This is a genomic window from Magnetospirillum aberrantis SpK, from assembly GCF_011022235.1.
Classification (GTDB): domain Bacteria; phylum Pseudomonadota; class Alphaproteobacteria; order Rhodospirillales; family Magnetospirillaceae; genus Magnetospirillum; species Magnetospirillum aberrantis.
In genome coordinates this window covers 366,219-390,474 of sequence record NZ_JAAIYP010000039.1, presented here as the reverse complement: position 1 = coordinate 390,474, position 24,256 = coordinate 366,219, and the positions used below count along the sequence as shown (strand labels likewise).

Here is a 24,256-nt window from a genome sequence, read left to right as displayed (position 1 = left end):
GGCTTTGGCGATGTCGCCCACTTCATCGACGCGGTCCTGGCCGCTGATTTCGACCTCCAGTTCGCCGTGCGCCAACCGGCCCATGGCTCCCAGGATGCGATTGAGCGGTGCGGTGATGGAACTGACGATACCCCAGGCCAGACCGCCGCCAATCAGCAGCGCCAGACCGGCGGCCACCAACGCCAGGGTGACGCTGGTACGCGAGGTGTCGCGACCTTTTTCGTATTCCTGTCGGGCGGTCTCGACCTGAAGGGCGAAATCCTCGGTGATGGATTTTTCCAGCGCGGCGCCGGCTTGCGCCCCTTCGGTGCGGGAAATCTCGCGGGCTTTTTCCATGTCGCCGGCGGCCAGGGCGGCGAAATAGCGGTCGCGTGAGTCGCGATATGCCGCCAGCGTCCGTTCCAGCTCGTTGGCGATACGGGCCTCCCCGGCGGTCAACTCGACCGAACGATAGGTGGACCAACTTTCGTCCAGACGGGCGTCTAGCGTCGCGATTTCGCGCTTGATTCGGGCCTGAACCTCGGGGTCCGTGGCGTCGCGGTAGCCGATGGCCTGAAGCCGGATACGCAGGAAGGTGTCCTGGACTTCAGCCAAGTGGATCACCGCGGTGGTCCGGTCTTCATAGACCGTGCGCAGGCTGGCCAGGATGGAATTCATCCCGGTGATGCCCAGTCCGGCGACGGCGGCCAGGAAGACCCCCATGGCGATGGTCAGGATGGCAAGGCGTGCCGGAATACGAAGGCGAGCGAACATGGTCTGCGGTCCTTTGGGGCGGGATCAGACGTCGGCGCCGGGGGCGGCCGAAAGGGGGGCGTGCAAAAGCTTGGGCAGGTCCAACAGGGCGACCATGCGGCCGTCAACGGACACCAGCCCGGACAGGGCGTCGGAATGGTGAGCGTGATCCAGTTCCGGGACGGGCTGGATGGATTCCGGCGACACGGTCAGGATGTCGGCCACTGCGTCCATCAAGATGCCGACGTCGCGGCCATCGACGCTGACGACCATGATCACATGGCGCGAGGTGGCGTCGGTCTGTTGTCCGGTGAAGCGGGCGCGCAGGTCCAACACGGGAATGATCGCCCCGCGCAGGTTGATGACGCCGCGCATGAAGGGCGGCGTGTCGGGCAACGCCGTGGTTGGCGTCCATCCCTTGATCTCGCGGATGGCGATGATGTCGATACCGTATTCCTCGGCGCCGATCGTAAACGAGATGAATTGGCGGGGAACCGTGGAAGCCACCGGTTCTGTGTCGGACGGAGGGGGTGTCATGGATCGCCCATCGGAAATTTGAAGGGACCAGGATACGGGAGAGATTCCCGTGACGCAAAAAAGGAAGCCATGCGTCAAACGCACGGCTTCCATAATATTAGGGTTTTATGACGTGGTGGTGCGGGTGGGGAAACTAAGGTTTTATTTCCCGATATACTCCCGGATATAGGGCGGAAGCGCGAACGAAGCCTTATGGATGTCCGGCGTGTAGTAGCGTGTCGCCACCGGCGCGGCGGCGAAGCGGGCACGGATGGTTTCCGACGATTCTGTTCTGGCGCGCGTGCTGGCCGAGGCCCAGCCCAGCGCCATGAACCCGCCGACGTAAGTGGGGACCGCCGCCAGATAATAGGAGACGTCGGCGTAATGGGGGCGGCGGCGTTTCCAGGTGTCGGTGATTTCCTCGCCTTGCAGGAAGGGGACGCCGTTCTGGTTCACCACGATGCCGTCGGGTGTCAGGCAGCGGGCGCAATCCTTGTAGAACGGTTCGGTGAACAAGACGCCGCCCGGCCCGATGGGGTCGGTGGAATCGATGACGATCAGGTCGAACTTTTCCCGGCAGCGCGCCATGTATTCGATGCCGTCGGCGATGACGATGGCGGTGCGCGGGTCGTCGAAGGCGCCGTCCGACACGCTGGGCAGGTGTTGGCGGCAAAAGTCGACCACGGCGGCGTCGATTTCCACCAGCACGGCGCGTTCGACCGAGCGGTGTTTGAGCAACTCGCGCAACATGCCGCCGTCGCCGCCACCGACCACGCAGACCGAGCGCACGGCGCCATGGGCGTAGACCGGCACATGGGCCAGCATCTCGTGATAGATGAACTCGTCGCCGGTGGTGACCTGGATGACGCCGTCCAGGGTCAGCACGCGGCCGAAACCCGGTGTCTCGAACAGGGCGATGTCTTGCATCGGTCCCTTGATGCGGGTGATTTCACGGGTGACGCGGAAACTTTGGCGCCAATGGTCGTAAAGGGTTTCCTCGAACCAGTTCTGGATCATCGCAGGATCTCGCAAAAGCGTCGTGCCGGCATGCGGGACGCATGCCGGCGGCGAACGTTCGGATCGACAGGAACGGATATCCGCTTATGGCACCAGGCCGCGCTTGCTTTCCGAGACGGTGACGAAATCAGGGCTGAAGGCCGCCTTCAGCACCGGAATCGCCTTGTAGGGATCGCAGTCGCCGCACATGAACACATCCAGCGCCGCATAGCCGCGTTCCGGCCAGGAATGGATGGTGATGTGGCTTTCCGCCAGCACCAGCACGCCGGAAATGCCGCCGTTGGGCTGAAAGTGGTGCAGGTGGCAATGCAGGATGGTCGCGCCCCCGGCAATGGCGGAATCGCGTAAGGCGTCCTCCACCAGCTTGAGGTCGTCCAGTTTGCTCGCTCCCCACAGGTCGATGAGCAAATGCGTTCCGGCGTATTTCACGCCGTTGCGCGAGACATAGTAATCCTTGCCGTTCTCGGCCTCGGGCCAAGCTTCGGCAACGGTATCGGCGACGCTGTGGGTATTCCTCGGATCGGCTTCCGAGTTCATCCCCAGTCGGGCAAGAGCTTGAGCCATGGCTCCCCTCCAAACCAGCAGATGGACCAGAAAGGTATTAGGGGGGACCTTTCCCCTAAAGGGGCGGGTTATCCCCCAAACCGCGTGGGGATGCAAGTCTTAAGTGGGGTGTTCGCCCGACAACCCCGCGCGCCGCCTCAATTCACGGACGACAAACCGCCGGTTTGCATTTTCTTGCGCCAACTGTCCATGAAGGTCTGGAAGTTTTCCACCATCTTGATTTTTTCGCCGATCAGTCGGTAATCGATGATTCCGCGTTCCGGCGCGCTGGTCAAAAGGTCGAACGCTTCCTTGTATTCGCTTTTTTCCATGCGCGAGCCATAGGTGCGGCGCAGCCGTGCCAGCCCCCGGTCGTCACGGGCCAGGGTCAGCGCCGAAGCCAGTTCCACGAGCCGCTGGTCGGTCCCCGGCATCAATTGCGACGCCCCCTCGGGCTTTTCGATGATGGCCTCCAGCGCGGCCGCCGCCTCGGGCCATTTCTTCAGGTCCCAATAGATTTCGGCGCGCAGTTGCTTGGCGGTTTCGGAATGGTCGTTGATGATCAGGGCCAGCGCTTCGGCGGTGCGGCCCAACTTGGCCAGCGCCTGGACGCGCAGATAGCGGCGCTGGTCGTACAGTTCCGGCGGCTGGTCCGGCACCTCGCTCTGGTCCAGGGTCTCAAGCGCCCGGCCGGCCTTGCGGTCGGACAGCTCGAGCCCGGCCAGACGGGCCCCCACACGGGCTTTTTCCGCCCCTTGCAGGCGGAAGCGGACCTGATGGCTCAGCAAGTCGCTGGCCCGGTCCAGCAAATCCACCGCCGCCAGCCGGTCGGCCAGCTTGCGGATCATTTCGTCGCCTTTTTCACCCGACGGCGTCAGTTCCTGGAACTCGTCGTAAAGACCGATGGCGGCGACGGGGGAAAGGCTGTCTGCGGCGCCGCCCAGATACAGTTTCTCGAAGGTGTCGGACATCATCGTCTGGATGGTGCCGATGTCGGGATGGTCGGGGTAGTTGGCGACGATGGAGCGCAACAGCCGCAATCCGTCGGCATATTGCTGGTCGGCCAGCATCAATTCGCCCAGCCGCTTCAACAGGCTGTATTCAAAATCCTCGCCGCGCCAGGCGAAACGCAGCTTTTGCAACTGGTTGATGGCGTCCTTGGCGGTAATCGAGTTGCGCCGCAACTGCAACTCGATGCGGTTGCGGGCCGCATAGGCGCGGTCGGGCCGGGATTCGCCGTCCTCGGCCTCGCGGTACTTGACCACCGCCTGATCCCATTGCTTGCCGGCCTCGGCTGCCAGACCCTGAAGGTAGCTGATGGTGCCAAGGTCGCGGCGCGACAGGCCGGGGCCGTTCATGGCCTCGACGATGCGGGTGGCGCCCCGCGAATCGCCGGCCGCCGCCACCGATTGCGCGGCGATTCGGCCCAGCCCCATGCGCAAGCGCGCGGTCAGCGGCTTGATCTCGTCCGGGGCTAGCCGCAGCAACAGACCGTTGCGCGCCAGGTCGCCCGATGCCCGTGCCCGTGCCGCCGCCAGCCAGATCTGGGCCTGGGGGTCCTTGGCCAGCGACGGGTGGGACAGGTCTTCGACGGCATCGGCGTCGTGCAGCATCAGGAACTGGGCGACGCCGCGCGGGCCGCGGAAGGCGGCGGTATCGACCATGGCCGGATCGGCCGCCGTGATCAGCCGCAGGACACCCAACGCCTCGGCCGGCATGCCGTTGGCAAGGTAGTGCCGAGCCACCTCAAGCCGCTGAAGGTTCTTTTCCTCGGGTTTGACGTTGGTCAGACGGCCCATCAATTTCTGGTGCTCGGTCACGAACTTGTCGGCGCCGCCGCGGTTCCACCGGCTGATGTCGAGCGGCCCGCCTTCCGACGCCTCGGCCGATTGGGTATCGAGCGGGGTGTCTCCATCGGGCGTGGGCAGCGAGCGTGACAGGTGCAGGCCGCCGGGCATGGAAACCTCGACGCCCTGGCGGTTGCTTTCCAGATGGCTGCCATCGGCCAGCGGCACCAGCGCCACGCCCTGGGCGGTGGGCAGCAATTGGGCGCCGGGCACGATTGTTTCCACCGCGACACCGGCGCCGATGGTGGTCAGTGGCATCACCTGGATGGTGTCGCCCACCTCGGGATCGCGGAAGATCGCCGGCTTGGCCGGCACGTCGGAAGCCGGCAACAGCAGCCGCCCGCGCTCCTCGAAGTCGAACTGGCGGTTGACGGCCAGGGCGGTACGCGGGGCGATGGGTTGTTCGGCCATGTCGAACACCCACAATTGGCCTTCCTTGCGGACCGAGGGGTTGTAGCCCGGTTTGGTGATCAGGCGGACGGCGCTGCCGTCCTTGACGCCCTGGATCTGTTCGACGTGCAGCACGATGTCGCCGCCGGTGCGCTTGAGAAGCTTGGTGTCGATCTCGGCCTTGCGGTCGAACACCAGCCACAGCCAGCCGGCACGGCGGAAGACCGCCGCCCCCGACGGTTGGTCGAAGCCGACACCCAGGGACACCGCGACCGCCGGCTTTGCCGGCTCTAGAACAGAGGGCGGCTTTGCCGGCTCTAGAACAGAGGGCGGCTTTGCCGGCTCTAGAACAGAGGGCGGCTTTGCCGGCTCTGGAACGGAGGCTGGCCTTGCTGGCTCAGGTGTGGCGGTGGGCTTCGCCGGTTCCGGGCCGGTGACGTTTGGTTTCTGCGGTTCGGCCTTCGCCGTGGACGTGGCCGGCTCAGCCGGCGGGGAGGCCGGAGGTGTCAGCGCGACGGGGGCCGTCGCCGGTGGTTCGGCTTTGGCCGGTTGTGATGGCTTGAAGCCCGGCGGCGGCTTGACCAGATCAAGCGCCACCTTGCTGCCGGAAAGGAAATGCTTGGTGGTCATGCCCTCGGGCACGGCCAGCACGATCGCGGTGCCTTTGCCCTGGGGGCGGGCCTCGACGAAGCGGACATCGGCCGGCAGCGATGCCTCGAGCGAGGTGACGTTCAGGTTGGCCGGGCGGTCGAACGCCACCACCACCTGTCCGTCGCCGGCGGATACGGTGTAGCCGACCCGTTTGGGCCAGTCGAACACCAGCCGGTTGAAGTTGGCATGTTCCCCGCCGCGCACGTTGAGGTCGGTGGCGGGCGTGCCCTGGGAGGCGGTTTCCTTGGCGGGAGTCTCGGTCGGCGGCGTCGGCGAAGCCGCTGCCGCCGGTGTCTTGTCGGCGGAAAGGTCGATGACGGTCGAGGTGCCGGTGACGAAGCTTTTGACCTGAACCGGCGTGGACAGGGAAAACGTCGCCATGCGCCGGTCGGGCGACACCGTCACGCCCTTGAGGTATTTGGACAGGGGCTTCAGCAGCGCGCGGGGATCGCCGGCGATGGGTTGGTCGAAACGCACGACCAACTGGCCGTTGACCATTTCGGCCGACCATTGCACTGGGCCGGGCCAGTCGAACACCATGCGGCCGAACGTGTCGTGGGTGGCGCCGCGCGGCGTGTTCTGGGGTTGGGCTTGGGGCTGGCTGTAAGGCGCAGTCGCCAGCAAAAGCCCGACCGCCACCAACATGGCGGCAACCAACCGCTCTATACGGGGAAAATGGAACGTCAGGCCCCGCGCAAAGCGCGGACGCGCCTCCGACGGCTGACAATCCGACGCCCGACCATGTGCCCTGTCCCCGGCGTGCCCCCGCGCCTGCATGCCGGTCAGTCGAAGCTCGCCAACAGCCTGTCGATCTCGGCCTGGTCGGCAGCGTTGGAGGGCAGTTGCGGACCGTTGAGAAGGTTTTCGTCCGAAGAAGCGTCCTTCTGCTTGGCGGTGGGGGCGTCGTCTTCCGTCCCGAATGCCTTGACCAGGTTCTCGACCCGGCCCTCGATCTCCTTCAGCATCTTCACCACCTTGGTGATGCGCTGTCCGGTGATGTCCTGGAAGGTGCAGGCCTCGAAGATGCGGGTGGTGATCTCGGTCAGCCGTTGGGCCACCTGGGCATCCATCATCGGGGTGAGGGATTCCAGGTGTTCGGCCGAATCCATGATCTCGTTGGTCGCGGCCTCGGTGGCGCCGACGATGGCGTCCAACTCGTCCGTGGCCGAGGCGATGAACTCGTTCTTGATCTCGCCGGGCCGAAGCGCGGCGATCTCGGCCTTGGCGGCATGGATGTAATCCGCCAGCGACTCGATCTCGCGATAAAGCCTGAGGTCGCTGGCGTTGATGTCGCCGCTCATGGTGTCGAGCATGCCGCGCACCACCTGGGCGATCTGATCGACACGGACGGTGTCGCCATGCTCGCGACGAATGGCGTCAAGGCGTAAGGAAAGATCGCGGTCAACGCCCTTCGCCGGCATGGCGGATTGTCCCCCTGTCTGGATCAGGCGAAGTCGCCGAGCACGCTCGACATCTTGGTCTTCAGCGTTTCGGCGTTGAACGGCTTGACGATGTAGTTGGAAACGCCGGCTTCCTTGGCGGCGATCACGTTCTCGGACTTGGACTCGGCGGTCACCATGATGAACGGAATCGACTTCAGCTTGGCGTCGGCGCGCACTTCGCGCAGCAGTTGGAGGCCGGTCATCGGCTCCATGTTCCAGTCGGAAATGATGAGACCGTAATTGCCGACGCGCAGCATTTGCAGCGCCATCGAACCGTCGGTGGCTTCGTCAACATTGTTGAAGCCCAACTGCTTCAACAGGTTGCGGATGATTCGCAGCATCGTCTTGTAATCGTCAACGATCAAGACGTTCATATTCTTGTCGACAGCCATCCAACCAGCTCCTTCGAAGCACTAGTCGCCAAAGCGTCAAGAACCCGCCAAGGCGCAAGTTTCCCTAGTTAAGATAGGGGGCGGTGGTCACGCAAGGCATTTTTCATTCCTCCCCCCCCCTTGGAATTTGTTTTTAGCCTCCGGTCGTCGGCTTCGGCAAAGGAATTTGCCGGCGCTGCGCCAATTCGGAGGTGATCGTGCGGGCCTTGGCCGGATCCATTTCAGCCAAGATGGGTGCAACCTTCTGTTCTTTCATGCGTTCGACGACTTCAAGCATGATCGGCATGTCCAATTGCTCGAAAATCTTCGCAGCGTCTTTTGGTTTCATGTTTTCGTAGATTTTGACCAAGGAGCGCATCTTGTTGTCTTCCTGGTCGTTGTATTGGCGCAGCAACCCCTCGATGGTGTTCTGAAGGGTACGCATTTCCGAGACCTTGCGGTCGATCTGGTCCTCGGCGGCTTTCAGCAGCGCCTCGCGCCGGCCCACTTCTTTTTCGCGGGCGTCGATGGCGTTGCGCCGCTCGGTCAGCTTTTGCAGAACGTCCATTTCGGTCTGGCTGAACGAGCCGGGATCGGCGCCGCCGGGCGGTGGCGGCGGTGGAGCCGTGGTCTGGCTGGCCGGGGCGGGCGAAGACGTGCCCGTCGGCTGTGGTGCCGGCACCTGCGCGGTTTGCGCCTGGGGGGCGGTCTGCGGCGGCTGCTGGGCCTGCAATTCGCCGGCGACGCGCACCGAGGCGCCGTCCAGGAACCCCTTGCGGATGTCGTTGACGCGGATGCTCAGCATCACGCCGGCGACGATGATCAGCAACGGCAGCAGCCGCACGAAGGGCGTACGCTGTGCCTTGGTCGCCCTGACGGGGGCGCCCTTGGGGCGTGCGGCCGATTTGCTCCGCGTGGATTTGGTGGGGGCGGCCATGCCTTACCTCATGGATTGCAGCGCGCGCAACAATTCGCGCTCCGCCTCGGAACGTTCGTCCACGTCCATGTCGGCGGCGGCGGCGGCGGCCATGGTGGCGGCACGCGGCGACGCACCCGGCGCCCGCTCGGGCGGCGGCGCCATGCGGCCGCTTTCCTTGGCGGGCGCGCTGGTGGCGGTGGCCGGGCCGGTACGGACTTCGGTGCGGGCCGAGCGGACGGCGTTCTCCAGGCGGTTTGCCATGGTGTCGGCGCGTTCGATCATGAAGGCCAGGTCGTCACGCAGGCTTTGCGCCTTTTCGACCCGGTCCTGCAACGACTGGCCGGCGTCCTCGGCCGCCTTTCTCAGTTTGGGGATGGCGGTTTCGGCGCGCACGGTGGCTTCGTTGAAGCTGACGATGATCTTGGCCAGATCGTCGCGGTTCTTGCGAAGCGCGGTCAGGCGCTGGTTCAACATCACCGCGTAGCCGATGGTGGCGACCAGCAGCACCGAAACGACCAAGTCGAGGATGATCTTCCAATCCATGATCTATCCCCTGGCCTTGTTGAGTTTCTCGTCGACCCGGATGGCGATGTGCTGGCCCTTGCGGCCCATGCGGCCGCGGAACATGGACACGTCGCCGCAACGCAGGTCGATGGGAGAGGTGGGCGAGGCGTTCAGCATGATCTTCGATCCCACCTTCCAATGCAGCACGTCGCGCAGGTTCATCACCTGCTCGTCCAGAACCGCCTCCATCTCCACCTCGGTCAGCCACAATTCCTCGGCCAAGTGGGTTTCCCAGATCGAGTCGCGGCCGAACTTTTCACCCATGAACATCTGGAGCAGCAATTCGCGCACCGGCTCCAGGGTGGCGTAAGGCAGCAGCAGTTCCAGGCGGCCGCCACGGTCTTCCATGTCGATGCGCAGCTTGGCGACGATGGCGGCGTTGCTGGGGCGCGAGATGGTGGCGAAACGCGGGTTGGTTTCCAGGCGGTCGAAGCGGAAGGTGACGGGCGACAGCGGGTCGAAGGCGGCGGACAGGTCGGACAGCACCACGTGCACCATGCGTTCGACCAGATTACGTTCGATGGTGGTGTACGGGCGGCCTTCGATACGCATGGCCGCCGTGCCGCGCCGGCCGCCCAGCAACACGTCGACGATCGAATAGATCAGGGACGAATCGACGGTCAGCAGGCCGTAATTGTCCCATTCCTCGGCCTTGAACACCGCCAGCATGGCCGGCAGTGGAATCGAGTTCAGGTAGTCGCCGAAACGAAGCGACAAAATGTTGTCCAGCGACACTTCCACGTTGTCGGACGTGAAGTTGCGCATGGAGGTGGACATCATGCGGACAAGGCGGTCGAACACCACCTCGAGCATGGGCAGGCGTTCGTAGGAAACGAGCGCCGAATTCAGGATGGCCTGGATGCCGGATTTGTCGTCGCCGCGACCGTGGTCGTCATCGAAGCCCAGCAACGAATCGATTTCGTCCTGGTTCAGGACGCGGGTCGAATCCTTGGGCGCGTCGCCGCCGCCTTCGTCGCCGGCACCCAACATGGCTTCCCACTCGGCCGCCATGGCGTCCGAGTCTTCGCCTCCGCCTCCGCCCCCTCCGTCGCCTCCGCCGCCGCCACCTTCACCGGAATCGCCTCCGGCCATGGCGGCCCATTCGCGCATCAGGGCCTCTTCGTCCTCGGCGGACCGACTTTCGCCGCCATCCTCGTCCATAGCCATCCGATTCTCGCGCTTACTGGACCAGCATTTCCCGGAACAGAACGTCGTTGACCTTGACCGGCTTCACCGCTGCCGCCACGCGGGTCTGCAATTCCTCGCGCAGCAGGTGCATGCCGGCCGCTCCTTGCAGGTCCTCGACCCGCAATTCGCGCAAATAGACCTGGAAGGAATCGACGATGCGCGGCATCACCTGTTCGACGCGCGGCATGTCGGCCGGACTCTCCAGCTCCAGCGCCACCCGGATCTTGAGGAAGCTCTGCTTGCGTCCCTGAGTTTGCAGGTTCACCAGCATTTCCGGCAAATCCATGAACACCACCGGGCCGCCCGCCTTGGGGGCTTCGGCGGTGTGTTCGGCGGAAGCGCCGTGTTCCTCTCCGCCCTTCATCTTGCCCATCAGGGAATCGATGACCCCAGTGAAATAAAGACCGGCACCGGCGCCGACCAGCAACAGCAGCGGCAGCACCAGGATCAGAATTTTCTTGATCGGCAATTTCTTTGACGGTGCCTCGGATATCTCGTCCGAGCCCAGGTCGTCATCGAAATCCTCTTCCAGATCTTCCGCCATACTCCCCCACTTCGCGGGTCGGGCGTCCCAGGCGCATGGGCCCAGTGACGCACATGTTCAACGATATAAGGTAGCCGCGCCCGGTTAACATAAGGTTGACCCCCTCACGGGGGGCGGGCCGACCTTGCCGTATCGGCCGTGACCATACCTTTTGCCGGGCCCGGCCGGCAATATCTGCCCGGCTTCACCGGGGGATAGGGAGGGGTGGAAAATTCGAAATGGCGGAATTCCGCCATTTTCCCCGGGCCGGGAAACTTGGCACGCAGCCTGCAAGTATGGTGGGGAGCTTCGCAAGGCCGGGTTTCGTGAGATGGAAAATACCTCCTACATCGCTCTGTCGCGGCAAAACGCCCTGTGGCGCCAGTTGGACGTCATCGCCACCAACATGGCCAACGCCAACACCCCGGCCTACAAGGCCGAGCAGATGATGTTCCGCGAGTTCCTGGTCGATACCCGCTCGTCCAACCGCGCCACGGGCGGCAAGCTGTCCTTCGTCCAGGATACCGCGCTGTTGCGCGACACCCGCGAAGGCCCGCTGACCAAGACCGACAACCCGCTGGACGTCGGCATCCACGGCGACGGCTATTTCCAGATCGAGACCCAGGCCGGCATGCGCTACACCCGCAATGGCCATTTCCGCCTGGACGAGACCGGCATGCTGGTCAACACCCAAGGGTTCGCGGTGATGGACAAGAACGACCAGCCGATCATCTTCGCCCCCAACGAGACCCGTATCGCCATCGCCGGCGACGGCACCGTGTCCACCGAGAACGGCGTGGTCGCCAACCTCAAGGTGGTGCGTTTTGCCAACGAGCAGAACCTGCGCAAGGCCGGCGACAGCCTGTACGAGACCACCGACGCCGTCGAGGTGATCCAGCGTCCGCAGGTGGTGCAGGGGATGATGGAGGAATCCAATGTTCAGCCGGTGGTCGAGATCACCCGGATGACCGAGCTTTTGCGCCAATACCAGGCCGCCCAGAACATGATCGACAAAGAACACGAGCGCACCATGAAGGCCATCGAGGCCTTGGTGCCCCGGACCTGAGCCCGTAGGAGAGTAAGCCATGCGTTCGCTGAATATCGCCGCCACGGGCATGCTGGCCCAACAGACCAACGTCGAAGTGATCTCGAACAACATCGCCAACATGAACACCACCGCCTACACCCGTCGGCGGCCGGAATTCAGCGACCTGTTGTACCAGAACCTGCGCCGCGTCGGCGCCGCGTCGTCGGACGCCGGTACCATCGTGCCGAGTGGTGTGCAACTGGGGCTGGGCGTCAAGACCACCGCCGTCTACCGCATCACCGAACAAGGTTCGGTCAGCAGCACCGACAACACGCTCGACATGGCCATCCAGGGCAAGGGCTATTTCCAGATCCGCCTGCCCTCGGGCGAGACCGCCTACACCCGTGACGGCGCTTTCCAATTGTCCGACCAGGGGCAGATCGTCACCCACGAAGGTTATACCGTGTTGCCGGGCATCAACGTTCCCAACGATGCGGTTGGCGTTTCGGTCAACAGCTCGGGTCAGGTGCTGATCAAGCGTGACGGCGCCACCGAGTTGACCAATGTCGGCCAGTTGCAGATTTCGATCTTCCCCAACGAAGCCGGTCTGGAAGCGCGTGGCGACAATCTTTACATGGAAACCCCGGCCTCGGGCCCGGCGGCGGTGGCCAATCCCGGCACCGCCGGCTACGGCACCGTGCTTCAGGGCTACCTGGAAACCTCGAACGTCAACGTGGTGTCCGAGGTCACCAACCTGATCTCGGCCCAGCGCGCCTATGAAATGAATTCCAAGGTTATCCAGACATCCGACGAGATGCTCTCGACCATCAACCAGATGAAGTAATCGAGGTCCGCCATGAAGCGCCTCCTGCTCGCCGCCATCTTCGCCCTTGCCGCCACGCCGGCCCTTGCCGCCGGTTTGCCGGTCGAACTCAAGTCCTTTGTTCTGATCGAGGACGAGGTCGTCCATCTGGGTGATCTGTGGGACAATCTGGGCGACAAGGCCGACACCGTGCTGGCTCCGGCGCCGCAGCCGGGCAAGCGGGTGACCGCCGACGCCCGCTGGCTGAGCGCGGTGGCCGACCGTTACGGCATCAACTGGAAACCCGCCAACCCCGTCGAAAGCGTGGTCATCGAGCGGGCCGGCCAGATGATCGACGTGCAACTGGTGGAAAGCGAACTGCGCGAGGCCCTGGCGGCCGAAGGCGTGCCCGTTCCCTTCGATTTCGAGATCGCCAATCGCACCACGCTCAACATGATGGTTCCCACCTCGGGCGAAGCCATCGGCGTCGCCGTGCGCGATGTGGCGTGGGACCCCCGCACGGCGCGCTTCTCGGCCACCGTCGAGGCTCCGGCCGGCCTGCCGTCCGCCGTGCGCCAACGCATCAACGGCCATGTCTATTCCGTGGTCCGCGTGCCGGTGCTCAACCGGGCCCTGGGCCGTGGCGACGTGGTCGGCGAGCGCGACATCGGCTGGGTCGAGATGCGCTCGAACGCCGTGCGCCGCGACCTTGTCACCGACGTCCGCCAGATGATCGGCCAGGAACCGCGGACCCAGTTGCGGGCCGGCGCCCCGGTGCGTTCCGCCGACCTCCAGCGCCCGGTGCTGGTGCCGCGCAACTCTTTGGTCACCATGGTCATCGCCTCGCCGTTCATGCGGCTGACCGCCCAGGGTCGCTCCATCGACGAAGGCGGCAAGGGCGACGTGATCCGCATCACCAACCTGCACAGCAAGCGCGTCGTGGAAGCCGTCGTCGATGGCCCCGGAACGGTGCTCGTCGTCCCCAACGGCGCCGTCGCGCTGGCCAACTAAAATTCGCGAAAGGAGCGAAACATGACCTCGCGCCCGCTCAATTTTGCCCTCAAGGCCGCCGCTCTGATGACCGCGATGGCGTCGCTGTCGGCCTGCAACGCCCTGACCCGCCTGTCCGAAGTGGGCAGCGGTCCCGAGGTGTCGGCCATCCAGAACCCGACGCAACGGGCCAATTACCAGCCGGTGACCATGCCCATGCCGCAGCCGGTGGCGCCGCCGCCCAACGCCAATTCCTTGTGGCGGCCCGGTTCGCGCGCGTTCTTCAAGGATCAGCGCGCCAAGGAGGTGGGCGACATCCTGACGGTGGCGGTGTCCATCAACGACAGCGCCAGCTTCGAAACCAGCCTGGCCAGGACCCGCGATTCGTCCGAGGCAGCCGGCATCACCGGTCTCTTCGGCTTCGAGAACAGCCTGGACAAGTTCCTGCCCGACAGCGTCGATCCCGCCAATCTGGTGGGCACCACCGGGGCCAGCACCAATTCCAACAGCGGCAAGACCGGCCGCACCGAAAGCATGACGGTCAACATGGCCGCCATCATCACCCAGGTTCTGCCCAATGGGAATCTGGTGATCTCGGGCAAACAGGAAATCCGGGTGAACTACGAACTGCGCGAGTTGTCGGTTCAGGGCATCATCCGGCCCGAGGACATTTCCAGCTCGAACTCGGTGACCTACGACAAGATCGCCGAAGCCCGCATCCATTATGGCGGTCGCGGTGTCGCTTCCGACGTCACTCAGCCGCGCTATGGTCAGCAATTGATGGATGTGATCCTGCCGTTCTGATGGCTTTCCTCTTCGCCCCCGCCCGGTTTCGATCCGGCGGGGGCTGTGGCGTGGGCAAAAACTGCCGCGCGGCAAAAGCCGCAGGGGGCGCGATTCCCTCTGGCTCATGGGCACGGGCTTCCTTATTTAGGAGGCATGGCCGACAAGCTTCCCGACGCCCGCGGGCGTGCCGACATCGACGCTTTCCTTGACCGCCTGTCCTCGGTGCCGGCGGTGAAGACGGCGACGCGCGGCCGGCTGGTCTTCGCGCTGGACGCCACCGCCAGCCGCGAGGCGGCGTGGACGCGGGCCCAAGCGTTGCACGCCGAGATGTTTTCCGCCGCCGCCGCCTTGGGCGGGCTAGAGGTGCAACTGGTCTATTACCGGGGCATGGGCGAATGCCGTGCCGCCGCCTGGACCGACAGTGCCGACCGTTTGCTGACCTTGTTGGGCAAGGTGGCGTGCGTCGGCGGCCAGACCCAGATCGCCAAGGTCTTACGCCACACGTTGGGCGAGGCGTCGCGCGCCCGTGTCCATGCCCTGGTGTTCGTCGGCGACAGCATGGAAGAGGACGTGGACCATCTGTGTCGGCTGGCCGGCGAGATGGGGCTGCGCGGGGTGCCGGCCTTTTTGTTTCACGAAGGCGAGGACGCCGTCGCCGGCCGCGCCTTCGCCCAGGTGGCGAAGCTGTCGGGGGGCGCCAGTTGCCGCTTCGATCCCAACGCCGCCGACCAGTTGCGGGCGTTGTTGCGGGCGGTGGCGGTGTTCGCCGCCGGCGGCAGGCCCGCCTTGGCCGAATTGGGCCGGCGCGAAGGCGGCTTGGCCTTGAGTCTGACCCATCAGGTGGGAGGCTGAGCGGCCATGTTCCCGCAATTGCTGTTCGTGCTGGGGGCCTTGGTGGCGGCGTGGCTGTTCCTCGACTGGTTCAAGCGCGCCAAACCCCAGGTGGCCGCCCGCGCCGCCAAGATGGCGGCGTTCGGGTTGCTGGCCCTGTTCGGCGTCTGGTTGGTGCTGACCGGCAAGCTGGCCGGCCTGTTCGCGGTGGCCGCCGGCATCATGCCATGGGTCGCCCGCGCCGTGCGTCTGCATGGGTGGTGGAAGGTGTTGCGCGGCCTCGGCATCCGGGTACGCGGCGGCCGTGCCGCGGCCGGCGGCGCCAGTCAGGTGGAAACGCGCTTCCTGCGGATGGAACTGGACCATGACACCGGCCGGTTCGACGGTCAGGTGTTGGCGGGAAGTCTGAGCGGACGGATGTTGTCCAGCCTGGATGCCGACGAGGCGCTGGCGCTGTGGCGCGAGACGGCGGTGGACGCCGAATCCGCCCGCGTGCTGGAGGCCTGGTTGGATCGGGCGTGGCCCGATTGGCGGGGGCGCCCGTCGGCATCCGCCGCCGCGCCGCCATCCGGCCGCGCCGGCATGAGCGTCGAGGAAGCGCGCGAGATCCTGGGGGTCGGCGCCGATGCCGGGGCCGAGGAAATCCGCGCCGCCCATCGCCGGCTGATGTTGGCCAACCATCCCGACCATGGGGGATCGACCTGGATCGCCGCGCGCATCAACCAGGCCCGCGACCTGTTGCTCGGATAGTTATCCACAGCTTGTTGACAGCTTTTCCTTACCCCCGTTGCGTCCTTAGCCGTGCCATGGCAAAACAGGCCCCATCGGCTGAAGGCGGTTTTCGTCGCCGGCCGGACCATATGAATTCGCAAGGAGTTTCCAGATGGCTCGTCGCGTGCGCAAGGCCGTGTTTCCGGTGGGGGGCATGGGCACCCGTTTCCTGCCCGCCACCAAGGCGATGCCCAAGGAAATGCTTCCGGTGGTCGACAAGCCCTTGATCCAATATGCGGTGGAAGAAGCCGCCGCCGCCGGGGTCGAACACTTCATTTTCGTCACCGGCCGCGGCAAGGCGGCGCTTGAAGATCATTTCGACCACGCGCCAGACCTGGAGCGTACGCTGAAAGAGCGCGGCAAGTTCGATCTGGTCGAGGCCTGCACCAGTTGGATGCCCAAGTCGGGCCAGATTTCCTATACCCGTCAGCAGGAGCCGCTGGGTCTGGGCCATGCGGTGTGGTGTGCCCGCGATCTGGTCGAGGACGAACCCTTCGCCGTTCTGTTGCCCGACGATCTGATCCTGGCCAAGACGCCATGCCTGCGTCAGATGGTGGCGGTGCATACCGAGGTGGGCGGCCATGTGGTCGCCGTGTCCGACGTGCCGCGCGAACACACCAAGCGTTACGGCATCCTGGACGTGGAATTCGACAACGGCCGCATCGCCAAGGCCAAGGGGCTGGTGGAAAAGCCCGATCCCGAGGTGGCGCCGTCGACCTTGTCCATCATTGGCCGCTATATCCTGCATCCGGCGGTGTTCGAGGTTCTGGACAAGAAGGAAAAGGGCGCCGGCGGCGAAATTCAGCTGACCGACGCCATTGCCCAGACCATCGGCATGGTGCCGTTCCACGGTCTGCGCTTCGAAGGAAACCGCTACGATTGCGGCGACAAGGTGGGCTGGCTCGAAGCCAACGTCGCCTTCGCGCTGGAGCGCGAGGACATCGGCGAATCGGCTCGCGAAGTCCTCAAGAAATTCAAGATTTGATCTTAAAAGGATAGCAGCGTCATGCGCATCGCCATGATCGGCACCGGCTATGTGGGTCTGGTGTCGGGAACCTGTTTCTCTGAATTCGGCATCGAAGTGGTATGCGTCGACAAGGACGCCCGCAAGATCGATCTGTTGCATCAGAACGTCATGCCCATCTACGAGCCCGGTCTGGACCAACTGGTCGCCGACAACGTCAAGGCGGGGCGCCTGTCCTTCACCACCGACCTCAAGGCGGCGGTGCGTGATGCCGACGCGGTGTTCATCGCGGTGGGCACTCCGTCGCGTCGTGGCGACGGCCATGCCGACCTGTCCTACGTCTACGCGGCCGCCGAGGAAATCGCCGACGCCATGGACGGCTATACCGTGGTGGTGACCAAGTCCACCGTGCCGGTGGGCACCGGCGACGAGGTCGAGGCGATCATCCGCAAGCGTCGGCCGGATGCCGAATTCGACGTGGTCTCCAATCCCGAGTTCCTGCGCGAAGGCTCGGCCATCAACGACTTCATGCGTCCCGACCGCGTGGTGATCGGCACCGATTGCGACCGTGCACGGGCGGTGATGAAGCAGCTCTATCGCGTGCTGTACCTGATCGAGACGCCGATCGTCTTCACCTCGCGCCGCACCTCCGAACTGATCAAGTACGCTGGCAACACCTTCCTGGCGACCAAGATCACCTTCATCAACGAAATCGCCGATTTGTGCGAAAAGGTGGGGGCCAACGTCCACGACGTGGCCAGGGGCATCGGCCTGGATGGCCGCATTGGCAAGAAGTTCCTGCATGCCGGTCCCGGCTATGGCGGGTCGTGCTTCCCCAAGGACACCCTGGCCCTGGTCAAGACCGCGCGTGACTATGACGCGCCGCTCAAGATCGTCGAAACCGTGGTCGCGGTGAACGACGCCCGCAAGAAGGCCATGGCGGAAAAGGTGGTCGCCGCCTGTGGCGGTTCGGTCAAGGGCAAGACGGTGGCCGTGCTGGGCCTGACCTTCAAGCCCAATACCGACGACATGCGCGACAGCCCGTCGCTGGATATCGTTCCCGCCTTAGTCGAGGCTGGGGCCGACGTCCGCGCCTTCGACCCCGAAGGCATGGAAGAGGCCAAGAAGCTGTTGCCGACCATCACCTATTGCGATGATGCCTACGCCACCTTGGCCGGGGCCGATTGCGCGGTGATCATCACCGAGTGGAACGAGTTCCGCGCGCTGGACATCGGCCGCATGAAGTCGCTGTTGACCAACCCGGTGGTGGTGGATTTGCGCAACGTCTGGGACCCGGCGGAAATGCGCGATTCCGGTTTCACCTATATCAGCATCGGCCGGCCCTGATTCGGGGCAAGGTCACGGAAAGGAAAGGGCTCGTTCGCGACGCGGACGGGCCCTTTTCCCGTTCTCAAGGATTGGCGACGACGCGCAAGCCGGCGGCCCGCGCCAGCGCCTGGGGCATGTTGAGTCCCACCAGCACCCCGATAGCGGCGGCCGAGGCAAACGCGATCCCGGCCACCGTCGAAGCTACCTTGTTCATGATGTCGTCCCCCCTTGACGTGTTCCGAAAGCTACCTTGGGCGGCGCAGGGGGGCAAGCCGGGGGGCAGGCCTAGTCCCGCGTCATCACCTGTTTGACCGCTCCGGCCAGTTGTTTCAACGAGAACGGCTTGGGCAGGAAGTGGATGCCGGCGTCGGGGTCGATGCCGTTGCGTGCCACGTCTTCGGAATAACCGGAAATCAGGATGACGCGGATGGCGGGGCGTTCCATGCGCACCAGCCGGGCCAGGGTGACGCCGTCCATGCCCGGCATCACCACGTCGGAAATCAGCACGTCGATGGCTTCGTCGCCACGCAGCACGTCCAGGGCCTGTTCGCCCGAACGGGCCTCGATCACCCGGTATCCCTTGTTCCTGAGGGCACGTCCGGCGAACAGCCGGACCGCGTCCTCGTCCTCGACCAGCAAGATGGTGCCGCTGCCGGTCAGGTCGGGGGCCATTTCGGGGGGGGGGATGGGGCGTTTCGTCTCGACTTCCGGCTCGGCCTCGATGCGCGGCAGATAGATGGAGAAGCTGGCGCCCTGGCCCAGTTCGCTTTCCACCAGCACGAACCCGTCGGTCTGGCGCACGATGCCGTAGACGGTGGACAGGCCCAGTCCGGTTCCGGCCCCCACTTCCTTGGTGGAAAAGAACGGTTCGAAGATGCGGGCCAGGTTTTCCTTGGCGATGCCGGTGCCGGTGTCGGACACCTCGATCAGGACGTAGTCGCCGGCCGGCATCAGCTCGGGTCCGCGCTGGACCGGCTGTTCCACCTTGACCGCGCCGGTGCGGATGGTCAGCGTGCCGCCGCCGGGCATGGCGTCGCGGGCGTTGACCGCCAGATTGATGATGACCTGATCGAACTGGCCGGGATCGACGCGGACCGACCCGGTCTGGCGGCCGTGCACCACCTTGAGCTCGATGGTTTCGCCCAACAGCCGGCGCAACAGGTTGTTGAGGTCGGCCAGGGCGTCGGTGACATTCAGCAGTTTCGGCTGTAACGCCTGACGGCGTGAGAAGGCCAGCAACTGACGCACCAGCGATGCCGCGCGGTTGGCGTTCTGCTTGATCTGCATGATGTCGGCGAAGCTGGGGTCGCCCGGCCCGTGCCGTTGCAGCAACAGGTCGCAAAAGCCGATCATGGCGGTCAACAGGTTGTTGAAATCATGGGCCACGCCGCCGGCCAACTGGCCCATGGCCTGCATCTTCTGGCTTTGTGCGAACTGGACTTCCAGGTTGCGCTGTTCGGTGGCGTCGATGAAATGGACGATCAGGCCGGAAATGTCGCCGTCCTCGTGGGTCGGGCTGACGAACAACTGGGCGATGACGTCGCGCCGTCCGCGCAGCCGCACTTCGAGATGGGTTCCCGGCAACGATCCCGCCAGCACCTTGCTCAGTTGTTCAAAGGCGAGCGGGCGTTGTTCCTCGGCGATGTATTCGGTGAGCGGACAGCCGACCAAGCCGTCGTGGTCGATACCCATGATGGATTGCAGGGCCAGGTTGCAGGTGCCGACCGTGCCATCCAGCTCGATCAGGGCGATGCCCACGGGGGCGTCGTCGAACAGCCAGCGGAACCGCCGTTCGGCGGTGCGCAAGGCGCGTTCCCACTGATGTTCCGGGACCATGTCGCGCACCACCACCGAGCGGGTGCGGATTTCGCCGCCGTCGTCGAACACCGAATGGGCCAGCAACGCCTGGAACACCTCGCCGCCGCGGCCGAGCAGCCGCAATTCGGTGCGTTCCGCCTCGGGGTCGGGAACGCATCCCAGGATGTCGAGCAGGCTTTGGCCGACCAGTTCGGATGGTGGCCGGCCCAGCCATTCCGCCAGCCGGTGGTTGACCGAGCGGATGATGCCGTCGGAATCGGCCGAATAACATCCCACCGGCAGGAAATCGACGAAATCGGCCAACCATTCGTTCTCGCGCCGCAGCGTTTCCTCGATGGCGCGCCGCGCGGTGACGTCCTCGGCGAACCATGCCAGGGCGGTCTTGCCGGCGGGGCGAACCTCAAGCGCCAGCCATTCGCGGCCGCCTCCCTCGGCTGGCAGGGCGACCTCAGTGCGGCGCGGCGCCCGGACCAGCGCCGCCGCCTGCAACCGCTCCAACTCGCCCAAGGTGCGGTCGTCGGCACCGGCGCGGGTCATCAGCGGCGCCAACGGGGCGGCGGCCGGGCCCAACAACCGGCGTCCGCCGGCGTTGCGCAGGATTTCCAGGCCATCCTCGGTGGCGATCAGACAGGCGCGGGTTTCCGATTCCAACGCCGCCGCCAGCAACGGCGCCTTGGCCGCGGCCCGGCGGGCCTGGCCCCAGCGATGGGCGAGAACGCTGCCGGCGGTCATGGCGCCGGCGGTGGCCGCCAGCGCCGGCAAGGTCAGCGCGCCGCCCTGGGCGAACGCCACCGCCGCCAGCGCGGCCACCGAACCGCCCAGCCCCCATGGTATCGGCGATGTCCACCAATCAGCGCGCACGGTTTCCTTTCAGACGCATGACGTAGCCGATGACTTCCGCGACCGCCTTGTAGTGGTCGGGCGGCACTTCCTGGTCAAGTTCGACGGTGGCGTAAAGGGCACGGGCCAAGGGCGGGTTCTCGACGATGGGAACCTCGTTCTCGGTGGCCAGGTCGCGGATGCGCTTGGCGATCAGGTCGGCGCCCTTGGCCACCAGGGTCGGCGCGTTCATGGTTTCCTGGTCGTATTTCAGCGCCACCGCGTAATGGGTCGGGTTGGTCACCACCACGTCGGCGGACGGCACCGCCGACATCATGCGCTTGCGGGCGCGGGACATGCGCAGCGAACGGATGCGGGCTTTGACCTGGGGGTCGCCCTCGGACTGCTTGTGCTCGTCCTTCACCTCCTGCTTGCTCATCTTCATCTTTTCCTTCCAGCGATGGTGCTGGAACAGATAGTCGGCGATGGCGATGGCGGTGACCGACAGCAAGGTCACCAGCACCAGGAAGTAGACGTGGTCGCGCAAATACCCGAGAAGGTCCTCGATCTCCAGCGTGGCCAGGTTCTGGAATTCGGCGCGGTGGCGCCAACTGACCCAGAACAGCAGGCCGCCGATCAGCATCACCTTGAGCAGCGCCTTGGCCAATTCGACCAATTGGGTGGGTGAGAACAGGCGCTGCAATCCCTTGAGCGGGCTGATCTTGTCCAGGCTGGGCATGATCTTTTTCGGCACCCACATGAAGCCCTTGCTCTGTATGAGCGACATGCCCAGGCCGAACACCACCACAAGGGCCAAAGGCCAGGCCATGATGCGGGCCGAAGCCAGGGCCAGTTCGATGCTCAACTGCCGTAAACCGCCCGGATCGACCATGATGGTATGGGGGCGCTCGATGAACGGCAGCAGCAACGTCTTGAGATCGCGGGCCATTATCGGCAGCAGCAAGCCCACCAGGATCAGGCCGGCGACCAGCGACGCCAGCGCCCGGACCTCCATGGTCTGGGCGATGTTGCCTTCCTTGCGGGCGTCGTCCAGACGTTTGCTTGTCGGTTCCTCTGATTTGTCTTCGGACGATTCGTCGGCCATGCTTGCCTCAGCGCAGGAACGGGATCAGACCGGCTTCGAACCAGCGCAGGAAGATCATGATGATCAGCGGCAGCGCGATCATCAGCATGGACAAGCCGGCGATCACCTGCAAGGGCAGGGCGACGAAGAACACCTGGATTTGCGGGGCCAGTCGCGACAACAGCCCCAGGCCGGCATAGAAGATCAGGCCGAACGCCAGGACGGGCGAGGCCAGCCGCACGCCCACCCCGAAACTGCCGCTGAGGGTGTGCGCCAGGGTCGAGGCGAAATCGTCCAGCGGCAAGGGCTGGCCGGGGACGAAGGTGGCGTAGGAATCGGCCAGGGCCCGCAGCATCAGGTGGTGCAGGTCGGTGGCGAAGATGGCGACCAGCGCGGTGGTGGACAAGAATGCGGTCAGGGTCGAACCTTGCTGCTCGGCCACCGCGTCGAAGGAAAAGGCGTTGGTCAGGCCCGATTGGAACCCGATGATGGTGCCGGCGATGTTGAGCGCGGCCATCAGTGCCTGGGTCAGGACGCCGAGATAGATTCCCACCAGTATCTCGCCCATGATCAACAGCAGCAATGCCCCCACATGACGTGGAAGCGGCGGGTAAAGCGCGCCGACCACCGGCAACAACACCAGGCTGACCACCAAAGCCAGCAGCAGGCGAATCCGCGTCGACACCAATTGCCCGGAAAACCCCGGCAACAGCATCATCGCCGCACCGACGCGGGCGACGATCATGAAAAAGCGATAGATGTCGAGGGTGAGGATTTCGTTGAGCACGGCCGGCCGTTTATCCGCCGCCGGCGACCGCGCGATCCAGCATGGATTTCCAGAAATCGTTGAGTGTGCCGAGCATGAACGGCAAGAACAGGATCAACGAGCCGAAAACCAACAGGACCTTGGGCACGAAGGTCAGGGTCATTTCCTGAATCTGGGTGACGGTCTGAAGGATCGACACCACCAGACCGACGGCAAGACCGGTCAGAAGCGGCGGCGCCGCCACCACGATCATGGTCAGGATGCCTTCGCGGGCGATGTCGATCAGTTCGGCCTCGGTCATGGCAACAATCCCCGTCGGGGGTCAGATCGGCATGCGCATGATTTCGTTGTAGGCGTTGATCACCTTGTCGCGCACCGTCACCACGGTTTCCAGGGTCATCTCGGCGTTGGTCACGGCGGCGACCACATCGCGGATGTCGGCCTTGCCGGCGATGGCGGCGGCGGATTGGGTTTCCGCCTCCTTCATGGTCCCCACCGCCACCTTGGCGGCGTCTTTCAGCACGGCGGCGAAATCGGTGCCGGGAACCGGGGCGGGAGTGTCGCGCGCCTCCATGCCGTCGCCGCCGCTGACGGCCTTGGCGAGCGAGGAATAGGCGTTGATGGCGTTGTTGATGGTGGTCATGGCAGGCTTTCCCTAGGCCGGACGCGCGACGGAACTATTTCAGCATCTCGACGGTGCGCGACAGCAATTGCTTGCTGGAGCTGACCACCGCCAGATTAGCTTCATATGAACGCTGCGCCTCGCGCATGTCCATCATTTCGATCAGCGGATTGACGTTGGGCATCAGCACATAGCCGTCCTTGTCGGCCGCCGGATGCTTGGGGTCGTAGCGACGCTGGAACTCGGACTTGTCGGTGCGGACCTTGTCCACCTTGACCTTGGCGGCGCCGGTGGTCTTGTCCAGTTCGGTCTTGAACGACACCGTCTTGCGGCGATAGGGCTCGCTGTCCGGGGTTTGGGCCGCGGAATCGACGTTGGCGAGGTTCTGGGAAATGACGCGCAGCCGTTCGGATTGGGCCTTCATGCCCGACAACGCGATGGCTTGCGTGTTTTTCAGCTCGTCCATGGTCTATGGTCCCTAAATGCCCTTGCCAAGCGCTGTTCTCAGCATCTTGAATTGTTTCTGGAACAGGGACGCCGCGGTGTCATAGGCGCTTTTCGCCTCGCCCACCTTGGCCATCTGTTCCTCGAGGATCACCGCGTTGCCGTCGGCCGAGGATTCGAAATCCTTGCGGTCCTTGATCACCGTCTGAGGATCGGTCATCACTGGCTGGACGTGCATGGGGCTGGTCACCTTGACCTGGACGGTGGGGTTGCTGTCGTTCAGCACCGACTTGAAGTCGAAGGACTTGAGATCGCTGGGGACGAATTTCGGGGTGTTGGCGTTGGCGATGTTCTCGGCCAGCACCTCTTGGCGCTTGGCGACCCAATCCATGCGGTTCTTGGCCAGGGCGACCACGCTGAGTTTGTCGAACATCGGCCTTAGGCCCTTTTCCCGAAGACGATCCTCATCACGCCCAGTATGCGGGGTGGCTTTTAAGAAA

The 24,256-nt window shown here is 64.6% G+C and carries 27 protein-coding genes; 8 read left to right on the top strand and 19 right to left on the bottom strand.

Going from position 1 to position 24,256, the window contains the following annotated elements; translation table 11 throughout:
- From G4223_RS14925 to G4223_RS14875, 11 genes are all read right to left on the bottom strand, one after another.
- On the bottom strand, positions 1-753 hold a 753-nt coding region (locus G4223_RS14925; RefSeq protein ID WP_163681396.1), incomplete at its 3' end, for an MCP four helix bundle domain-containing protein.
- A 24-nt stretch (positions 754-777) separates the two neighbouring features.
- Positions 778-1,269 carry a chemotaxis protein CheW gene (locus G4223_RS14920; protein ID WP_163681394.1) on the bottom strand — a complete coding sequence of 164 codons (492 nt, stop codon included), beginning with the start codon at positions 1,267-1,269 and terminating at the stop codon, positions 778-780.
- Positions 1,270-1,410: 141 nt separating this feature from the next.
- Positions 1,411-2,265: a polyamine aminopropyltransferase gene (gene speE / locus G4223_RS14915; protein ID WP_163681392.1), complete on the bottom strand. Its 855-nt coding sequence runs from the start codon at positions 2,263-2,265 to the stop codon at positions 1,411-1,413.
- 84 nt (positions 2,266-2,349) lie between these two features.
- A complete protein-coding gene (gene speD / locus G4223_RS14910) occupies positions 2,350-2,829 on the bottom strand; it encodes an adenosylmethionine decarboxylase (protein ID WP_163681391.1) in 480 nt (159 codons plus the stop codon).
- Between the two features lie 137 nt (positions 2,830-2,966).
- The gene (locus G4223_RS14905; RefSeq protein WP_163681389.1) at positions 2,967-6,341 is read right to left on the bottom strand and encodes a tetratricopeptide repeat protein; all 3,375 of its coding nucleotides are present in this window, start codon (positions 6,339-6,341) and stop codon (positions 2,967-2,969) included.
- A 137-nt stretch (positions 6,342-6,478) separates the two neighbouring features.
- On the bottom strand, positions 6,479-7,117 hold the full coding sequence (locus tag G4223_RS14900) for a protein phosphatase CheZ (RefSeq protein ID WP_163681387.1): 639 nt from the start codon (positions 7,115-7,117) through the stop codon (positions 6,479-6,481).
- 23 nt (positions 7,118-7,140) lie between these two features.
- Positions 7,141-7,530, bottom strand: coding sequence for a response regulator (locus G4223_RS14895; RefSeq protein ID WP_163681385.1), 390 nt, complete (start codon positions 7,528-7,530; stop codon positions 7,141-7,143).
- Between the two features lie 133 nt (positions 7,531-7,663).
- Positions 7,664-8,446, bottom strand: a complete 783-nt coding sequence (locus tag G4223_RS14890; protein ID WP_163681383.1) for a MotE family protein — start codon at positions 8,444-8,446, stop codon at positions 7,664-7,666.
- 3 nt (positions 8,447-8,449) lie between these two features.
- The gene (locus G4223_RS14885) at positions 8,450-8,971 is read right to left on the bottom strand and encodes a DUF6468 domain-containing protein (protein ID WP_163681381.1); all 522 of its coding nucleotides are present in this window, start codon (positions 8,969-8,971) and stop codon (positions 8,450-8,452) included.
- A gap of 3 nt (positions 8,972-8,974) precedes the next feature.
- A complete protein-coding gene (fliM, locus tag G4223_RS14880; RefSeq protein WP_163681379.1) occupies positions 8,975-10,159 on the bottom strand; it encodes a flagellar motor switch protein FliM in 1,185 nt (394 codons plus the stop codon).
- A 13-nt stretch (positions 10,160-10,172) separates the two neighbouring features.
- A complete protein-coding gene (locus G4223_RS14875; protein WP_163681378.1) occupies positions 10,173-10,724 on the bottom strand; it encodes a flagellar basal body-associated FliL family protein in 552 nt (183 codons plus the stop codon).
- A 310-nt stretch (positions 10,725-11,034) separates the two neighbouring features.
- Between G4223_RS14875 and flgF the strand changes: the two genes are divergently transcribed.
- The 8 genes from flgF to G4223_RS14835 all read left to right on the top strand — a co-directional run bounded on the left by flgF (position 11,035) and on the right by G4223_RS14835 (position 18,221).
- On the top strand, positions 11,035-11,769 hold the full coding sequence (flgF, locus tag G4223_RS14870) for a flagellar basal-body rod protein FlgF (protein WP_163681375.1): 735 nt from the start codon (positions 11,035-11,037) through the stop codon (positions 11,767-11,769).
- 19 nt (positions 11,770-11,788) lie between these two features.
- Entirely contained in the window at positions 11,789-12,574 is a 786-nt protein-coding gene (gene flgG / locus G4223_RS14865; RefSeq protein ID WP_163681373.1) for a flagellar basal-body rod protein FlgG, read from the top strand.
- A 12-nt stretch (positions 12,575-12,586) separates the two neighbouring features.
- On the top strand, positions 12,587-13,543 hold the full coding sequence (gene flgA / locus G4223_RS14860; protein ID WP_163681371.1) for a flagellar basal body P-ring formation chaperone FlgA: 957 nt from the start codon (positions 12,587-12,589) through the stop codon (positions 13,541-13,543).
- Between the two features lie 21 nt (positions 13,544-13,564).
- Entirely contained in the window at positions 13,565-14,326 is a 762-nt protein-coding gene (gene flgH, locus G4223_RS14855; protein WP_163681369.1) for a flagellar basal body L-ring protein FlgH, read from the top strand.
- A gap of 135 nt (positions 14,327-14,461) precedes the next feature.
- Positions 14,462-15,160: a VWA domain-containing protein gene (locus G4223_RS14850; protein ID WP_163681367.1), complete on the top strand. Its 699-nt coding sequence runs from the start codon at positions 14,462-14,464 to the stop codon at positions 15,158-15,160.
- Positions 15,161-15,166: 6 nt separating this feature from the next.
- On the top strand, positions 15,167-15,889 hold the full coding sequence (locus G4223_RS14845) for a J domain-containing protein (RefSeq protein ID WP_163681365.1): 723 nt from the start codon (positions 15,167-15,169) through the stop codon (positions 15,887-15,889).
- 133 nt (positions 15,890-16,022) lie between these two features.
- Positions 16,023-16,895, top strand: coding sequence for a UTP--glucose-1-phosphate uridylyltransferase GalU (gene galU, locus G4223_RS14840; RefSeq protein ID WP_163681363.1), 873 nt, complete (start codon positions 16,023-16,025; stop codon positions 16,893-16,895).
- A gap of 21 nt (positions 16,896-16,916) precedes the next feature.
- On the top strand, positions 16,917-18,221 hold the full coding sequence (locus G4223_RS14835) for a UDP-glucose dehydrogenase family protein (RefSeq protein ID WP_163681361.1): 1,305 nt from the start codon (positions 16,917-16,919) through the stop codon (positions 18,219-18,221).
- A 64-nt stretch (positions 18,222-18,285) separates the two neighbouring features.
- Here G4223_RS14835 and G4223_RS20280 read toward each other — a convergent pair whose 3' ends face one another.
- From G4223_RS20280 to flgB, 8 genes are all read right to left on the bottom strand, one after another.
- On the bottom strand, positions 18,286-18,417 hold the full coding sequence (locus tag G4223_RS20280) for a hypothetical protein (RefSeq protein WP_277395046.1): 132 nt from the start codon (positions 18,415-18,417) through the stop codon (positions 18,286-18,288).
- 71 nt (positions 18,418-18,488) lie between these two features.
- Positions 18,489-20,882, bottom strand: a complete 2,394-nt coding sequence (locus tag G4223_RS14830) for a hybrid sensor histidine kinase/response regulator (RefSeq protein ID WP_338086884.1) — start codon at positions 20,880-20,882, stop codon at positions 18,489-18,491.
- A complete protein-coding gene (gene flhB, locus G4223_RS14825; RefSeq protein ID WP_163681359.1) occupies positions 20,872-21,945 on the bottom strand; it encodes a flagellar biosynthesis protein FlhB in 1,074 nt (357 codons plus the stop codon). Before flhB ends, G4223_RS14830 begins: the two co-directional genes overlap by 11 nt.
- 7 nt (positions 21,946-21,952) lie before the next feature.
- A complete protein-coding gene (fliR, locus tag G4223_RS14820; RefSeq protein ID WP_163681357.1) occupies positions 21,953-22,711 on the bottom strand; it encodes a flagellar biosynthetic protein FliR in 759 nt (252 codons plus the stop codon).
- Positions 22,712-22,721: 10 nt separating this feature from the next.
- Entirely contained in the window at positions 22,722-22,991 is a 270-nt protein-coding gene (fliQ, locus tag G4223_RS14815; protein ID WP_163681355.1) for a flagellar biosynthesis protein FliQ, read from the bottom strand.
- Positions 22,992-23,012: 21 nt separating this feature from the next.
- Positions 23,013-23,333, bottom strand: a complete 321-nt coding sequence (gene fliE, locus G4223_RS14810) for a flagellar hook-basal body complex protein FliE (protein ID WP_163681354.1) — start codon at positions 23,331-23,333, stop codon at positions 23,013-23,015.
- Positions 23,334-23,367: 34 nt separating this feature from the next.
- The gene (gene flgC, locus G4223_RS14805; RefSeq protein ID WP_163681352.1) at positions 23,368-23,778 is read right to left on the bottom strand and encodes a flagellar basal body rod protein FlgC; all 411 of its coding nucleotides are present in this window, start codon (positions 23,776-23,778) and stop codon (positions 23,368-23,370) included.
- Positions 23,779-23,790: 12 nt separating this feature from the next.
- Positions 23,791-24,189, bottom strand: a complete 399-nt coding sequence (flgB, locus tag G4223_RS14800) for a flagellar basal body rod protein FlgB (RefSeq protein ID WP_163681350.1) — start codon at positions 24,187-24,189, stop codon at positions 23,791-23,793.
- Positions 24,190-24,256 lie beyond the last annotated feature (67 nt).

Bases quoted from the DNA above. Each gene is read 5' to 3' on its own strand.
- G4223_RS14890 (WP_163681383.1), bottom strand. From the start codon at position 8,446: ATGGCCGCCCCCACCAAATCCACGCGGAGCAAATCGGCCGCACGCCCC.
- flgA (WP_163681371.1), top strand. From the start codon at position 12,587: ATGAAGCGCCTCCTGCTCGCCGCCATCTTCGCCCTTGCCGCCACGCCG.
- galU (WP_163681363.1), top strand. From the start codon at position 16,023: ATGGCTCGTCGCGTGCGCAAGGCCGTGTTTCCGGTGGGGGGCATGGGC.
- G4223_RS14875 (WP_163681378.1), bottom strand. From the start codon at position 10,724: ATGGCGGAAGATCTGGAAGAGGATTTCGATGACGACCTGGGCTCGGAC.
- speD (WP_163681391.1), bottom strand. From the start codon at position 2,829: ATGGCTCAAGCTCTTGCCCGACTGGGGATGAACTCGGAAGCCGATCCG.
- G4223_RS14905 (WP_163681389.1), bottom strand. From the start codon at position 6,341: ATGTTGGTGGCGGTCGGGCTTTTGCTGGCGACTGCGCCTTACAGCCAG.
- G4223_RS14885 (WP_163681381.1), bottom strand. From the start codon at position 8,971: ATGGATTGGAAGATCATCCTCGACTTGGTCGTTTCGGTGCTGCTGGTC.
- fliQ (WP_163681355.1), bottom strand. From the start codon at position 22,991: ATGACCGAGGCCGAACTGATCGACATCGCCCGCGAAGGCATCCTGACC.
- G4223_RS14850 (WP_163681367.1), top strand. From the start codon at position 14,462: ATGGCCGACAAGCTTCCCGACGCCCGCGGGCGTGCCGACATCGACGCT.
- G4223_RS14845 (WP_163681365.1), top strand. From the start codon at position 15,167: ATGTTCCCGCAATTGCTGTTCGTGCTGGGGGCCTTGGTGGCGGCGTGG.
- flgG (WP_163681373.1), top strand. From the start codon at position 11,789: ATGCGTTCGCTGAATATCGCCGCCACGGGCATGCTGGCCCAACAGACC.
- G4223_RS14835 (WP_163681361.1), top strand. From the start codon at position 16,917: ATGCGCATCGCCATGATCGGCACCGGCTATGTGGGTCTGGTGTCGGGA.
- flhB (WP_163681359.1), bottom strand. From the start codon at position 21,945: ATGGCCGACGAATCGTCCGAAGACAAATCAGAGGAACCGACAAGCAAA.
- fliM (WP_163681379.1), bottom strand. From the start codon at position 10,159: ATGGCTATGGACGAGGATGGCGGCGAAAGTCGGTCCGCCGAGGACGAA.
- flgB (WP_163681350.1), bottom strand. From the start codon at position 24,189: ATGTTCGACAAACTCAGCGTGGTCGCCCTGGCCAAGAACCGCATGGAT.
- G4223_RS14895 (WP_163681385.1), bottom strand. From the start codon at position 7,530: ATGGCTGTCGACAAGAATATGAACGTCTTGATCGTTGACGATTACAAG.
- flgF (WP_163681375.1), top strand. From the start codon at position 11,035: ATGGAAAATACCTCCTACATCGCTCTGTCGCGGCAAAACGCCCTGTGG.
- speE (WP_163681392.1), bottom strand. From the start codon at position 2,265: ATGATCCAGAACTGGTTCGAGGAAACCCTTTACGACCATTGGCGCCAA.
- flgC (WP_163681352.1), bottom strand. From the start codon at position 23,778: ATGGACGAGCTGAAAAACACGCAAGCCATCGCGTTGTCGGGCATGAAG.
- flgH (WP_163681369.1), top strand. From the start codon at position 13,565: ATGACCTCGCGCCCGCTCAATTTTGCCCTCAAGGCCGCCGCTCTGATG.
- G4223_RS20280 (WP_277395046.1), bottom strand. From the start codon at position 18,417: ATGAACAAGGTAGCTTCGACGGTGGCCGGGATCGCGTTTGCCTCGGCC.
- fliE (WP_163681354.1), bottom strand. From the start codon at position 23,333: ATGACCACCATCAACAACGCCATCAACGCCTATTCCTCGCTCGCCAAG.
- G4223_RS14920 (WP_163681394.1), bottom strand. From the start codon at position 1,269: ATGACACCCCCTCCGTCCGACACAGAACCGGTGGCTTCCACGGTTCCC.
- G4223_RS14900 (WP_163681387.1), bottom strand. From the start codon at position 7,117: ATGCCGGCGAAGGGCGTTGACCGCGATCTTTCCTTACGCCTTGACGCC.